Raw genomic sequence first — 11716 nt, forward strand, 5'->3', positions numbered from 1 at the left:
CCGCCGGGGGCCGCGGGACTCACCACGGACACCGGCGGAGGACTAGGCTCGTGCGGACGCCACCGCCTGCGCCCGCCCCTGGCGGGCGGCGGACCCCGCCACCGGAAGGAACCGCTGTGATCAGCTCGGAGAACGTCAGGTCCTACGTGGAGCGCATGGCCTCGGGGGAGCCCGCCCCCGGCGGCGGGGCGGCGGGGGCCCTGCAGGCGGCGCTGGGCGCGGCCCTGCTCGCGATGTCCGCCCGCTACTCCACGGGTGACGAGCACGCCGACCGGGCCGAGCGCACGGCCGACCTCGCCGAGGAGCTCATCCCCCGCGCCCTGGGTCTGGCGGACGCCGACGCCGAGGCCTTCGGCGCGCTCTCGGCCGCCTACACCCTGCCGAAGGACACCGACGCGGAGCGGGCGGAGCGCTCGCGGGCGGTCCAGGAGGCCACCGCCGGCGCGGCGCGGCCCCCACGGGAGCTCATCGGCGTGGGCGCCGAGGTCGTGGGGCTCGCGCGCGAGCTGACCGACTGGTGCAACCCCAACGTGCTCAGCGACGTGGCGGCGGCCTCCGAGGCGGCCCGGGCCGCCGTGGCCACGGCCATGGTCACCCTGGAGATCAACGTCCGGTCCCTCAAGGACGCCGCGACCCGGGAGGAGCTGCGCGCGGGACTGGCCGAGGGCGAGCAGGCCGTCGAGGACGCCGCGGAGCTCACCCGGCGGATCCGCGAGCGCGTCCGGGACTGAGACCGGGCCCTGCTGCGCGTCGGTCCTCCGCGCCCGCCGGGCGGCGCACCCAGAAGGAGCCGACGACGGCGAGCAGCGAGATGACCGCCCCGCACAGGAAGGCGGCCCGGACGCCCGCGGCGGCGGCCTCGACGCCCGGCGCGTCCGAGGCCGCCGTGCCGAGGGTCATGACCGTGATGAACAGCGCGGCACCGGCGGCGCCGGCGACCTGCTGCACGGTGCCGACCACGGCCGATCCGTGCGCGTGCAGCGCGTGCGGCAGCGCGCCCAGCCCGGCGGTGAACAGGGGCGTGAAGATCAGGGCGAGCCCCACGCTGAGCACCACGTGGGCGAGCAGCACGGCGGGGACCGGGGTCCGTTCCGAGGTGAGGGTCAGGCTCCACAGCGCGCCGCTGACGACGAGCGTGCCGGGCACGAGCAGGACGGTCGGACCGGAGCGGTCGTACACCCGGCCCACCACGGGCGCGAGCAGACCCATGACCAGTCCGCCCGGCAGCAGCAGCAGCCCGGTGGCCAGCGGGTCGAGGCCCTGCACGTTCTGGAGGTAGAGGGGCAGCACGAGCAGCGTGCCGAACAGGGCGGTCACGCTGAGGCCGAGCACCACGGTCGCCACCGTGAAGGTCCTCGACGTGAAGGTGCGCAGGTCCAGCAGAGCCCGGTCCGCGCGCTGGAGCCGGAGCTGACGGCGCACGAACACGGCCAGCGCCGCGGCGCCCACGCCCAGCGGCGCCCAGGCCGGGACGGGGGCCGCTGCGCCCTCCCCGATGGTGCTCAGACCGTAGACCAGCCCGCCGAAGCCCAGGGCGGAGACCACCACCGACGGGACGTCGAGGGAGGCCGGGCGGGGCTCGGTCACGTTCGGCATCCGCAGCGCCCCGAGCAGCAGGGACGCCAGGGCGATCGGCAGCACGGCCAGGAACATCCAGCGCCAGTCCAGCACGCTGAGGATGATCCCGGAGATCGAGGGGCCGATGGCCGGGGCCACCGAGATGACGATCGAGATGTTGCCCATGACACGGCCCTGCCGGGTGGGCGCCACGAGCGTCAGCACCGTGGTCATCAGCAGGGGCAGCATGATGGCGGTGCCGCCCGCCTGCACCACCCGCCCGGCCAGCAGGACGCCGAAGCCGGGGGCCGCGGCGCAGATCAGCGTGCCGGCGCTGAACAGGCCCATCGCGGTGAGGAACACGGGCCGGGTGTGCAGCCGCTGGAGCAGGAACCCGGTGACCGGGATGACCACGGCCATCGTCAGCATGAAGGCCGTGGTCAGCCACTGGCCCGCGACCGCAGTGATCGACAGGCTCTGCATCAGGCTCGGCAGGGCGACGCCCATGATGGTCTCGTTGAGGATCACCACGAAGGTGGAGGCGAGCAGCAGCCCGATGACCAGGCGGTCACGGGCCGCGAGGTCCACCGGGGGCGGTCCCTGCGGGGCGGGCGCGGTCAGCGGTCCGGGCACGGGAGCCGGGGCTCCCGGGGGCGCGGGAGCCCCGGTCGGGGCGGGCAGGGGGACGTCGTGGGCCATGGGGCGGGTTCCTTCGGGCGAGGGGAGGGCGTCGTCCGCACCGCGGGCAGGACGCCACCACCAGATCCTAGGCCCCGGGGAGAATGGTGCGCATGCGCAGATACCTCAAGGACGCCGGCGTGCACGCCGAGATCACCCCCGACGGCTTCACCGAGGGCGGGTACGTGCTGTCCATCGGCGGGGCCGAGCAGTCCCACGTGGACCTCGCCCGTCCCGGGGAGATCTTCTACGAGTACCTGCGGCGGATCGGCAACGTCGTCGACGTCGTGGCGGCGCCGGGCGCGCCGGTCACCGCGGTCCACCTGGGCGCCGGGGCCCTGACGCTCGCCCGATACGTGGCCGCGACCCGGCCCGCTTCCGTGCAGGTCGCCGTGGAGCTCGAGCGGGAGCTGCCCGCCTTCGTGCTCGAGGCGCTGCCCCTGCCCGCGGGCGCGGACGTGCGGGTCGTGATCGAGGACGCCCGGGCGGCCCTGCCGCACGTCGTCGCCCCCGGCACCGCCGACCTCGTGGTCCTCGACGTCTTCTCGGGGCGGGACGCCCCCGGCCACCTCACGGAGGTCTCCTTCTACGCCGAGGCCGCCGGTCTGCTGGCGCCCGGCGGGGTGCTCGTCGTCAACGTGGGCGACGACCCCGGGCTGGCGTTCTTCGCCGAGCAGGCGCGGGCCGTGCGGGAGGCGTTCGCCGACGTGTGGTGCCTGGCCGAGGAGCGGCTGCTCACGGGCCGCTACCCGGGCAACCTGGTCCTCGTGGGCGGGCGCCGTCCGCTGCCCCGGGAGTGGGCGGACGCCCTCGCGGTGGCCGGACCGCACCCGGCGGGCGTGCTGGACGGCCTGGCCCTGGAGGAACTGCTGCACCGCCTGTAGCGTGGCTCACACCGTCGAGCCGAGGAGCGCGCCGTGAGCAGCACCGAGAAGTCCATCGAGCACACCACCGAGCACACCACGGGACAGCCCGCCGGGAGCACTGCCGGCGACCCCGGCCGGAGCGCCCCCGGGGACACCGCCGTCCTGGAGTCCGTTCCCGCCGTGGCGGGAGAGACCTCCTCCCGCGTGGCCCTCACGCCGGCCGCCGTGGAGCTCCTCGGGAGGCTGCGGGAGCTGCACGGGCGGCTGATGTTCCACCAGTCCGGCGGGTGCTGCGACGGCTCCGCGCCCATGTGCTATCCGGCCGGGGACTTCCTCACCGGCCCGGCGGACGTGCTGCTGGGCGTGTTCACCCTGCCCGGGGACCCGGCCACGGCCGAGCTCGAGTTCTGGATGTCGCGCGAGCAGTTCGAGTACTGGAAGCACACCCTGCTCACGGTGGACGTGGTCGAGGGACGCGGCTCCGGATTCTCGGTGGAGGCGCCGGAGGGCAAGCGGTTCCTGATCCGCTCGGCGCTCAGGCCGGATCCGGCCGGCTCCTGAGCCGGCCCTGCTCGTCGAAGGACGGGCCCCGGTCGTGGACCGGGAAGGTGGCGAAGGCCGGGACCTCGTAGGGGTGGGCCCCGGCCATCGCCTGCAGCACGTGTTCGCGCACGGCCGCCGGGTACAGCGTCTCGATGCGGACCTCGTCGACCTCCTGGGGCGTCCCGATCTCCCCGATCGCGGGGCGGGCCCCGGGCAGCGGTGTGAAGCGCCCGGTGCCGCGGCTCACGAACGCGCTGTGGGAGTAGGGCCCGGCCCGTCCGGCGCCGGCGTCGCCCAGGGCCCGCAGGACCTGCTCGGCGTGGGTGGCGGGGACGTACACGACCAGGCAGTGGTGCCCGGTGCTCGGGGGCTCGGTGGCAGGAGTTTCGGGGGCAGGGGGTTCAGTGCTCACGGGGCGTGCAGACCTCCGGTTCGTCGTGGTTCGCCGGCTCGAGCTGGATCGTGGAGTGCTGGACGGACACCGGGAAGTGCTCGGCCACGCAGCGCTGGATCCGGCCCAGCGCCTCGGCCGATCCGCCGGAGTAGAAGTAGTCCTCCTCGAGCACCACGTGGGCGGTGAGCACGGGCAGGTCCGAGGAGATCCGGGTGGCGTGCAGGTCGTGGACCTCCACCACGTGCGGCAGCCCGAGGATGTGCCCGCGGACCTCGTCCATGTCCAGGCCGGGGGGCACGCTCTCCATGAGCACCGACAGGGACTCCAGGAGCAGCCGGATGGTGCGGGGCACGATGAGGACGCCGATGAGCAGCGCCACGACGGCGTCCGCCTGCATCCAGCCGGTGAGGGTGATGACCACGGCCGCGACGATCACGGCGACCGAGCCCAGCGCGTCGTTGAGCACCTCGAGCATCGCCGCGCGCAGGTTCAGGTTGGAGCGCCGGCCCCCGAAGAGCACCAGCATCGCCACGAGGTTGCCCGCCAGGCCCAGGACGCCGAAGACCAGCAGCTCCGCCGAGGCCACCGGGTGCGGCTCGAGGAACCGGCGAACGCCCTCCACGAGCACGAACAGCCCCACGGCCAGCAGCACCCCCGCCTGCAGGGCCGCGGCCACGATCTCCGCGCGCCGCCAGCCCCAGGTGCGTCGGGCGCTCGGCGGGCGCAGGGTCAGCTGCGCGGCGATCAGCGCGAGCAGCAGCCCGCCCGCGTCGGTGAGCACGTGGGCGGTGTCGATGAGCAGCGCCAGGGAGCCCGTCCACAGGGCCCCGACCAGCTGGACGACGAAGAGCCCCGCGGTGATGCCGAAGGCGGTGGCGATCCGCCACCGGTCGGTCGCGGGCCCGGCGTGCGAGTGCCCGGGTCCGTGATCGTGCCCGTCCACCGTCTGCCCGCGGTGCCCGGCGTCGTCGTGAGCCATGCCTCCATCGTAGGACGGGGGCGCGGGCGCGGCGTCGTGGATCAGCCGGTGACGAAACCCCGGAACTCCCCGGTCGCGGGTCCGTAGTGGGAGTCCACCTTCATGACGGCGCCGGGCGTGCCGCCGCCGTTGAGGGCCTTGAGCAGGTCCCGCACGGCGTGCCGGGGGCCCTCGGCGACCACCCCCACGGTGCCGTCCGCGTTGTTGACCGCCGAGCCGTGCAGACCCAGCTGCTCGGCGTGGCGTGCGGTCCACCAGCGGAATCCGACGCCCTGCACGGAGCCGTGCACCACGGCGGTCAGGCGCAGGTCCTCCTCGAGGTCCAGGTGGTCGGGGTCCCGGCCGGCGGAGGCGCCCTGGTGGATCGGCGGCAGGCTCACAGGTCCACCACCGTGGACCGGCCGGGGTCGATCTGCTCGCCGGTGGCCCGGGCCTTCGCCCAGCGCAGCGCGGTGGCGACCGTCCCGGGGCTGCGCCAGTGCTCGGCGGTCTCCGTGCGCACCCGCAGCACCACGAGCTCCGGGGTGGCGGGGCCGTCCGGGTAGTAGACCTTGAGCGCGTCGGACCACAGGCCCTCGACCACCTGCGGGTCCTCGACCACCTCGGCGGCCCCGGAGATCGAGACCCACTCGTGGTCCCCCACGAAGGCGACGTTGACGGCGTCGTTGGCGGCCACGTCCCGGACCGAGGAGGTGTCCCGGCTGGTGAAGAAGTTGAGGTCCTCCCCCGGGGCGACGTCGACCACGGTCATCGGCCGGCTGACGAGCTTGCCGGTGGCCTCCCGGGTGCTCAGCATGCCGACGCGGGTGCGGTTCACGAAATCCACGATGTGCTGGATGTCATCCTGATGGGTGCTCATGTGATCAGGGTAGAGAACCGACGGGCCTCGTGGCGCGGCAGGGCCCAGGAATTCGTTCCGGGCGGAACCACGTGCCGCCCACCCGCCGGCCCGGACGGCGAGGGGCGGCCGCTGCGCCCCGGACCCGGTGCGCGGCGACCGCCCCTCGTGCGGTGGGCTCAGGCGGTCACGCCTGCACCTCCAGCGCGTCGGAGATCATCGTGCTGCCGTCGGAGAACTCGATGGTCTTGCCGATGGTCGAGGGGTCGTTCAGCACGGCCGAGACCACGAGGGCCACGTTGGCCCGGGACGTCCGGTGCTCGCCGTCCCGCTCGCCCGTGGAGACGTCGATCCGGCCGCTCGCCTCGTCCTCGGTGAGGGCGCCGGGTCCCACGATCGTCCAGTCCAGCGAGGAGGCGCGCAGGTGGTCGTCCGCGTCGGCCTTGGCCTGGGCGTAGGCGTGGAAGGGGTCGTCCTCGGGAACGCCGTGGTCCTGGCCGGCACCGTGGTAGGAGACCATGACGAAGCGCTTGGCGCCGGCCATCACGGCCGCGTCCATGGCGCGGATCGCCGCGTCACGGTCCACGGCGTAGGTGCGCTCGGGGCTGCCGCCGCCGGCGCCGGCGCTCCACACGACGGCGTCCTGGCCCTCGAGCAGATCGGCGAGCTGGGCGACCGACAGCTGCTCCACGTCGGCGACCACGGGGGACGCGCCGGTGTTCTCGACGTCCTCGGTGTGGTCCGGGTTGCGGAAGATGCTCGTGACGTCGTCGCCGCCGGTCTTGAGCAGCTGGGCGAGGATGAGCGCGACCTTGCCGTGGCCGCCGATGATGGCTGTGTGGGACATGGGGGTACTCCTCGGGGTGCGGATCGGGGTGCAGATCGGGGTGCAGAGGGGACGTGGTGTTCTTCCCCGACGCTAGTCCCGTCCCGGCCGCAGGGACACGGCTCACGCGGAGGGCGAAACCGGGAATGCGCACGGTCCAGCCGTCCGGGGCTCGGGTAGCCTCGACGGGACCCCTGTTCCCGACCGAAGGCTGACCCCGTGCTGATCTTCCAGCTGCTGCTGTGCGCGATCGCCCTCGTCCTGCTGGTCGTCGCGCTGCTCGACGGCGCGTGGACGCTCGCCCTCATCGCCGCGATGATGCTGATGATCGCGGTGTCCGGCGTGTTCATCGCCTACCGCCGGGAGAAGCACCTGGGCCGGCGCTGAGCCCCGTCCGTCCTCGGCGGAGCCGTCCAGGGCCCCGGGCTACTCGGCGGCGTCCTCGATGCCGGTCACCGCGGTGAGGATGAACACCGCGTCCTCCAGGGCCTCGACGGAGTGTCGCTCCGCGGGGATCACGTGCAGATGTCCGGCCTCGAGCACCAGGTCCACGCTCGAGGAGACCCGGATCCGCCCGTGCAGCACCTGCAGGCTCCCGGCGTACGGGGCGTTGTGCTCGGCGAGCACGGCGCCCTCCTTGAGGGCCAGGAGCGTCTGGCGCAGCACCTTCTGGTGCAGCAGGCGCTGCGAGCTGCGCCCGTGCCCGTTGTGCCGGGCCTCGTTGAGGTGCTGCAGAGCGAGCTCGTTCAGGTGCTGCATGGTCGTCCTCCTGGGTAGGTGATCCGGTCTCCGTCGACCACGGCGAACTCCCGCAGCGTCGCGGGGGTCAGCTTGCCGGGCCCCTGTGCACGTCGTGCTCCCACCCTACTGACCGGCCGCGGACGGCTCTGCGGTCCGACACGGCCGGCTCCGCGGGAGCCGGGCCCGTGCGTCACGACCCGCCCGAGCCGGCCTCGGTCCAGCGGGCGGACCCGCCCGGGGTCCGGCGGCCGACGGCGGTCGGGGAGTTCCACGCCTCGTGGTCGGCCATGGTGAAGCGGCGGCCCGTCACCGTCGTCGGGACGATGCGGACGAACCGGTCCTTCACGCCCTCCTGCCACGGGAACAGCGGCAGCTGCAGAGCCTCCATGAGGGCGTGGCCCGGCCGGACGCTCTCGGCGCCGCCCTTGGCGATCACGCTCCACGCCGTGGCGGTCCCGGGATCGCGCCCGTCGATCTCGAGGGCCACGGCCCGGCCCTCGAGCGCGCCGCTGACCTTCGTGCCCAGGCCCGAGCGGAACACGATCGTGCCGCGGTCCACCACGTAGTTGATCGGGAAGATCTCCGGCGCCCCGTCCACCACGACGGCCAGCCGGGCGACGCCGTCCGCCCGCAGCAGGTCCCAGCACTCCTCGGGCGCGAGCTCCTCCACGTCCTTGCGGTACCAGTCCACCGTCGTCCCCTTCCCGTGCGCCTCGGCTGCCCGGGGGTGCCCGGTCACCACCTCCAACCTACGGCGCGGCGCACGCCGGGGGAACAGGAGCGGTTCCGGGGCCGGCGCACTGCGGCACCCGGACCGGGACGTGCGAGAATCGGGCGCATGAGCGTGGTGATCGCGGGATGCGGGGACCTGGGCACGGAGATCGGGCTGCGGCTGGCCGAGCAGGGGCACGAGGTGCTGGGCCTGCGCCGCCGCGCGGAGCTGGTGCCGCCGCCGCTGACGGGGGTCTCGGTGGACCTGAGCACGGAGGTGCCGGAGCTGCCGGGCGACGTCGAGCTGCTGGTGGTGGCCACCGCCGCGGACGGGCGAACGCCCGAGGCCTACCGAGCGGCCTACGTCGACGGTCTGCGCCACCTCTTCGACGGCCTGCGGGCCGCCGGGACCCTGCCCCGGCGTGCCCTGCTGATCTCCTCGACCGCCGTCTGCGGGGACGCCGACGGTGGGGAGGTCACCGAGGACACCCCGCCGGACCCTGCGACCCCCACCGCGCGGATCCTGCTGGAGGCCGAGGAGCTGTTCCACGAGCAGTTCCCGCACGGCACGGTCCTGCGCCTGTCCGGGATCTACGGACCGGGCCGGACCCGGCTGATCGACAAGGTGCGCTCGGGGGACGCTGCGGCCGGGGCCGCCTGGACCAACCGGATCCACCGGGACGACGCCGCGGCCGCCGCCGTGCACCTGCTGACCATGGACGCCCAGCCGCTCACGCTGTACCTCGGCACGGACGACGAGCCCGTGCCCGAGCTCGAGGTCCTCGAGTTCCTCGCGCAGGAGCTCGGCGTCACCCGGCCCGAGGACGTCCCGGAGGCGGACGCACCGGCCCGTGGCTCGAAGCGGCTGTCCAACCGGCGGCTGCGGGAGTCCGGCGTGGAGCTGCGCCACCCCACCTACCGGGAGGGCTACCGGGCGGTGCTCGCCGGGGAGGGCGTGCGCCACCCCTGACCGGCGCCCACCCGCAGGACGACGTCGCGCACCTCGTAGGCGGCGATCAGCTCGACCCACGAGACCCGCGGCGGGTGGGCGAACTCCAGGGGCAGCCGCAGCAGGCGCTGCAGGAAGATGTCGGTCTCCTGGACGGCGAGGAACCCGCCCGGGCAGCGGTGGGCGCCGTCCCCGAAGGACATCACCTCCGGCCGGATGCCCCGCGGCCGGGACCGCTCCGGGCACATCTGCCGGGCATCCTCCCCCAGCTCCTGCGGATCCGTGTTCGCCTGGCGGACGTAGAGGTCGAGCAGGGCCCCGGCAGGCACCTCGTGGCGCTCGGCGCCGTCCGCCAGGACCAGGTCCCGGGTGGTGCGGCGGTAGAGGTGGCCCACCACGGGCTCCAGTCGCAGGATCTCGTGCAGGATGCCGTGCCGCGCCGGTTCGTCGGCCGCGAGGTACTCCTCGCGCAGCCGGGCGTCCTCGAACAGGTGCCAGGCGGCCACCGAGATGAACTCCCGGGTGGTGGCCATGCCGGCGGCGGCATAGGTGACGCACTCCACGAGGATCTCCCGGTCCGAGTAGCCCTCCGCGAGCAGGTGCGAGACCACGTCCTCCTGGGGCTGCTCGCGCCGTGCCCTGATGGCCGGGCGCACGTCCTTGAGCCGGAAGGCGTTCATCGCCCACAGCGGTCGCAGGGAGCCGAGGACGGCGCCCACCCGGCCGGCGAGCCGCCGCGGCGCACCGCCGGAACCGGCGGATCCGGTGACGGGGCCGCTGAAGAAGCGCTCCAGGCGCCGGGACATCCCGTCGATGTCGGAGTTCGTCAGCCCCACCACCTGGGCGGCGACCTCCACGGAGTAGCGCAGCGTGATCGCGGACAGCTCGGTCCCGCCGTCCTGCCGGATCCGCTCGACCAGTTCGTCGGCGCGCTCCTCCATGAGGTCCCGGTAGCGGCGGCGCACGGTGGCCGGGGTGAAGAACCTCGCCGTGGCGGAGCGCTGGCGCCGGTGCTCGGGGCCGTCCGCGTAGAGCACGGGCGGGTGGTCCCCGGTCAGGCCCTGCTGGGCGGTCTCGGCGCTGAAGCCGGCCTGGACCGTGCCGTCGGCCTCCCGCAGCACCTGGCGGACCAGCGGCAGGGACCGGACGTGCCAGACGCCGTCGAGCACCTCCACCCGCGGCGTGCCGCGCTCGCCGGGCGGTGCGGTCCTGCGCCGGTCGCCGTGCGGGACGGGGCAGCGGGTCTCGGGGCGGGCGTCGTCGCTCATGGGCTCATGCTATCCGCGGGGTGCGACGGCGGGCAGGGCCACGGCGGCACGCCGATCACCGGCCCCGGGGCAGTCCTCAGGGCCGGTCCGCCTGGTCGTTCTCGATCTGCGCCGTCGCGGGAAGGATCTGGGAGGAGGACGGGCCGTCCAGCACGACCACCAGCACGCGCAGATCCGCCTCGGAGAGGTAGGCGCCCACGAGCCGGTGGTTGGAGTCGAGGACCACGAGGGACCCCTCGGTCCGGTAGGCCGGGACGGTCAGCTGGACCGGCCCCGACTCCTCCGCGAACTCCTGCCGCATGTGCTCGATCTTCGCCTGCCGGTCCTCCGGCCACTGCTTCGCCGCCGCCTCGGCGAGGGTCTGCGGCCGGTGCTGCGGGTGCGACCACTCCCCCGGGTTTCCCTCGGGATCCACGTGCCACACCGTGTAGAGATCCGCGAGCTCCTCCCGGGAGGAGATCACCAGGTCCTGGACCCGGCTGTTCTCGTCGTCCAGCGCGCCCCAGTCGAGCCATGCCCGGATGTCGTCGCCGAACAGGGTCTTGAAATCCGAAACGTCCATGCCGCCATCTCAGCAGACTCACGGTTCCACCGCCACAGGCCCCGCCCTGCCACGAGGGAGCCGGCCCGGGCGTCAGCCGCGCCCGGTGTCTCCTCCCGCCGCGCGCGGCGCCGCCGCGGACCGGACGTTGAACGCCGAGGCCGAGCGGTCGGCGGGCTCGGTCGGGAACACTGTGTGCCCCTCGTCCCACTTGTGCCGGGCGTAGGCGTGCAGCCGGGCGGCGAAGGGACCGTCCCGCCACTCCAGGTAGGGCATGTCCTGGCTGGCGTCGAGCAGGAAGTAGCTGCTGAACGCCCGGAGCACCTCCGGCTCGCCCGCGGCCGGCACGGAGGGCCCGCCCCTGGGACGGTCGGCGGCGGAGCCCTCCGCCGCCGCGGGGCTCCCGAGCACGAGGAAGATCGGTGCGCCGGGCAGACCGTCGTAGACCCGCACCTCGAGGCGTTCGGCCACCAGGGGGTCGGTCTCCCCCAGGGCCCGGAGCTGGTGGACCAGCGTGTCGAAGCTGCGCCGCAGGTCCATGGGCGAGAGGCCGTAGTGGTGGCGGATCTCGTGGAGCCGGGACGCGAGCGCGGGCGACTTCGGGTCGAGGACCAGCAGCCGGACCCGGACCCCGGCGTCGAGCGCCCGGTGGATCGCGTCCAGGTCGCCGGCCAGCGTCAGCGGGAAGGTGTCCATCCACCACAGCTCCTGCCCGGGCCGCACGCCCCGGAGCACGTCGACCGCGTCGAGCTCCTCGCGGACCCCCACGAGGCCCAGCTGGTCCTCGCGGGGCGCCGGCGGCGCGGGGGCCGGGGAGCGCGGGGC

Annotated in this window: 16 protein-coding genes; 5 read left to right on the top strand and 11 right to left on the bottom strand. The window is 74.4% G+C overall.

Annotation, left to right across the window (positions count from 1 at the left end; translation table 11 throughout):
* Positions 1-116: 116 nt before the first annotated feature.
* A complete protein-coding gene (locus ACFU0Y_RS13855; RefSeq protein ID WP_380215112.1) occupies positions 117-731 on the top strand; it encodes a cyclodeaminase/cyclohydrolase family protein in 615 nt (204 codons plus the stop codon).
* On the opposite strand, the gene ACFU0Y_RS13860 is transcribed toward ACFU0Y_RS13855, so the two are convergent.
* Positions 697-2256, bottom strand: a complete 1560-nt coding sequence (locus tag ACFU0Y_RS13860) for a DHA2 family efflux MFS transporter permease subunit (protein ID WP_380215113.1) — start codon at positions 2254-2256, stop codon at positions 697-699. The genes ACFU0Y_RS13855 and ACFU0Y_RS13860 overlap by 35 nt on opposite strands.
* A gap of 92 nt (positions 2257-2348) precedes the next feature.
* Between ACFU0Y_RS13860 and ACFU0Y_RS13865 the strand changes: the two genes are divergently transcribed.
* Together ACFU0Y_RS13865 and ACFU0Y_RS13870 are read left to right on the top strand one after the other, a co-directional pair.
* Positions 2349-3119 (top strand): spermidine synthase, encoded by a 771-nt coding sequence (locus tag ACFU0Y_RS13865; protein WP_380215114.1) that lies wholly within the window; start codon positions 2349-2351, stop codon positions 3117-3119.
* Positions 3120-3263: 144 nt separating this feature from the next.
* Positions 3264-3662, top strand: a complete 399-nt coding sequence (locus tag ACFU0Y_RS13870) for a DUF779 domain-containing protein (protein ID WP_380215127.1) — start codon at positions 3264-3266, stop codon at positions 3660-3662.
* On the opposite strand, the gene ACFU0Y_RS13875 is transcribed toward ACFU0Y_RS13870, so the two are convergent.
* The 5 genes from ACFU0Y_RS13875 to ACFU0Y_RS13895 form a co-directional block, all read right to left on the bottom strand.
* Positions 3637-4056 (bottom strand): hypothetical protein, encoded by a 420-nt coding sequence (locus tag ACFU0Y_RS13875; protein ID WP_380215115.1) that lies wholly within the window; start codon positions 4054-4056, stop codon positions 3637-3639. The genes ACFU0Y_RS13870 and ACFU0Y_RS13875 overlap by 26 nt on opposite strands.
* Entirely contained in the window at positions 4046-5017 is a 972-nt protein-coding gene (locus ACFU0Y_RS13880; protein ID WP_380215116.1) for a cation diffusion facilitator family transporter, read from the bottom strand. Before ACFU0Y_RS13880 ends, ACFU0Y_RS13875 begins: the two co-directional genes overlap by 11 nt.
* A 41-nt stretch (positions 5018-5058) precedes the next feature.
* Complete coding sequence (locus ACFU0Y_RS13885; RefSeq protein WP_380215117.1) at positions 5059-5397, bottom strand: acylphosphatase; 339 nt, start codon at positions 5395-5397, stop codon at positions 5059-5061.
* The gene (locus ACFU0Y_RS13890; protein ID WP_380215118.1) at positions 5394-5876 is read right to left on the bottom strand and encodes a pyridoxamine 5'-phosphate oxidase family protein; all 483 of its coding nucleotides are present in this window, start codon (positions 5874-5876) and stop codon (positions 5394-5396) included. Before ACFU0Y_RS13890 ends, ACFU0Y_RS13885 begins: the two co-directional genes overlap by 4 nt.
* A 166-nt stretch (positions 5877-6042) precedes the next feature.
* The gene (locus ACFU0Y_RS13895; protein ID WP_380215119.1) at positions 6043-6702 is read right to left on the bottom strand and encodes an SDR family oxidoreductase; all 660 of its coding nucleotides are present in this window, start codon (positions 6700-6702) and stop codon (positions 6043-6045) included.
* A 198-nt stretch (positions 6703-6900) separates the two neighbouring features.
* Here ACFU0Y_RS13895 and ACFU0Y_RS13900 point away from each other — a divergent pair, with 198 nt between their 5' ends.
* A complete protein-coding gene (locus ACFU0Y_RS13900) occupies positions 6901-7068 on the top strand; it encodes a hypothetical protein (protein WP_380215120.1) in 168 nt (55 codons plus the stop codon).
* A gap of 39 nt (positions 7069-7107) precedes the next feature.
* On the opposite strand, the gene ACFU0Y_RS13905 is transcribed toward ACFU0Y_RS13900, so the two are convergent.
* Together ACFU0Y_RS13905 and ACFU0Y_RS13910 are read right to left on the bottom strand one after the other, a co-directional pair.
* Positions 7108-7440: a cupin gene (locus ACFU0Y_RS13905; protein WP_380215121.1), complete on the bottom strand. Its 333-nt coding sequence runs from the start codon at positions 7438-7440 to the stop codon at positions 7108-7110.
* 172 nt (positions 7441-7612) lie between these two features.
* Entirely contained in the window at positions 7613-8161 is a 549-nt protein-coding gene (locus ACFU0Y_RS13910; RefSeq protein WP_380215122.1) for a pyridoxamine 5'-phosphate oxidase family protein, read from the bottom strand.
* 99 nt (positions 8162-8260) lie between these two features.
* On the opposite strand from ACFU0Y_RS13910, the gene ACFU0Y_RS13915 reads away from it, so the two are divergent.
* Positions 8261-9103 carry an SDR family oxidoreductase gene (locus ACFU0Y_RS13915; RefSeq protein ID WP_380215123.1) on the top strand — a complete coding sequence of 281 codons (843 nt, stop codon included), beginning with the start codon at positions 8261-8263 and terminating at the stop codon, positions 9101-9103.
* Here ACFU0Y_RS13915 and ACFU0Y_RS13920 read toward each other — a convergent pair.
* The 3 genes from ACFU0Y_RS13920 to ACFU0Y_RS13930 all read right to left on the bottom strand — a co-directional run.
* On the bottom strand, positions 9061-10350 hold the full coding sequence (locus tag ACFU0Y_RS13920; protein ID WP_380215124.1) for a cytochrome P450: 1290 nt from the start codon (positions 10348-10350) through the stop codon (positions 9061-9063). The two genes, ACFU0Y_RS13915 and ACFU0Y_RS13920, sit on opposite strands and share 43 nt — an antisense overlap.
* 76 nt (positions 10351-10426) lie before the next feature.
* A complete protein-coding gene (locus tag ACFU0Y_RS13925; RefSeq protein ID WP_380215125.1) occupies positions 10427-10912 on the bottom strand; it encodes a hypothetical protein in 486 nt (161 codons plus the stop codon).
* Positions 10913-10984: 72 nt separating this feature from the next.
* Positions 10985-11716 (bottom strand): hypothetical protein (locus ACFU0Y_RS13930; RefSeq protein ID WP_380215126.1); only part of this gene is annotated, 732 nt, incomplete at its 5' end.

The sequence above is a fragment of the Kocuria sp. NPDC057446 genome (assembly GCF_042802875.1).
Classification (GTDB): Bacteria; Actinomycetota; Actinomycetes; order Actinomycetales; family Micrococcaceae; genus Kocuria.

Coding starts and splice junctions, on each gene's coding strand:
- ACFU0Y_RS13925 (WP_380215125.1), bottom strand. CDS start 10,912: ATGGACGTTTCGGATTTCAAGACCCTGTTCGGCGACGACATCCGGGCA.
- ACFU0Y_RS13890 (WP_380215118.1), bottom strand. CDS start 5,876: ATGAGCACCCATCAGGATGACATCCAGCACATCGTGGATTTCGTGAAC.
- ACFU0Y_RS13920 (WP_380215124.1), bottom strand. CDS start 10,350: ATGAGCGACGACGCCCGCCCCGAGACCCGCTGCCCCGTCCCGCACGGC.
- ACFU0Y_RS13915 (WP_380215123.1), top strand. CDS start 8,261: ATGAGCGTGGTGATCGCGGGATGCGGGGACCTGGGCACGGAGATCGGG.
- ACFU0Y_RS13905 (WP_380215121.1), bottom strand. CDS start 7,440: ATGCAGCACCTGAACGAGCTCGCTCTGCAGCACCTCAACGAGGCCCGG.
- ACFU0Y_RS13865 (WP_380215114.1), top strand. CDS start 2,349: ATGCGCAGATACCTCAAGGACGCCGGCGTGCACGCCGAGATCACCCCC.
- ACFU0Y_RS13880 (WP_380215116.1), bottom strand. CDS start 5,017: ATGGCTCACGACGACGCCGGGCACCGCGGGCAGACGGTGGACGGGCAC.
- ACFU0Y_RS13860 (WP_380215113.1), bottom strand. CDS start 2,256: ATGGCCCACGACGTCCCCCTGCCCGCCCCGACCGGGGCTCCCGCGCCC.
- ACFU0Y_RS13895 (WP_380215119.1), bottom strand. CDS start 6,702: ATGTCCCACACAGCCATCATCGGCGGCCACGGCAAGGTCGCGCTCATC.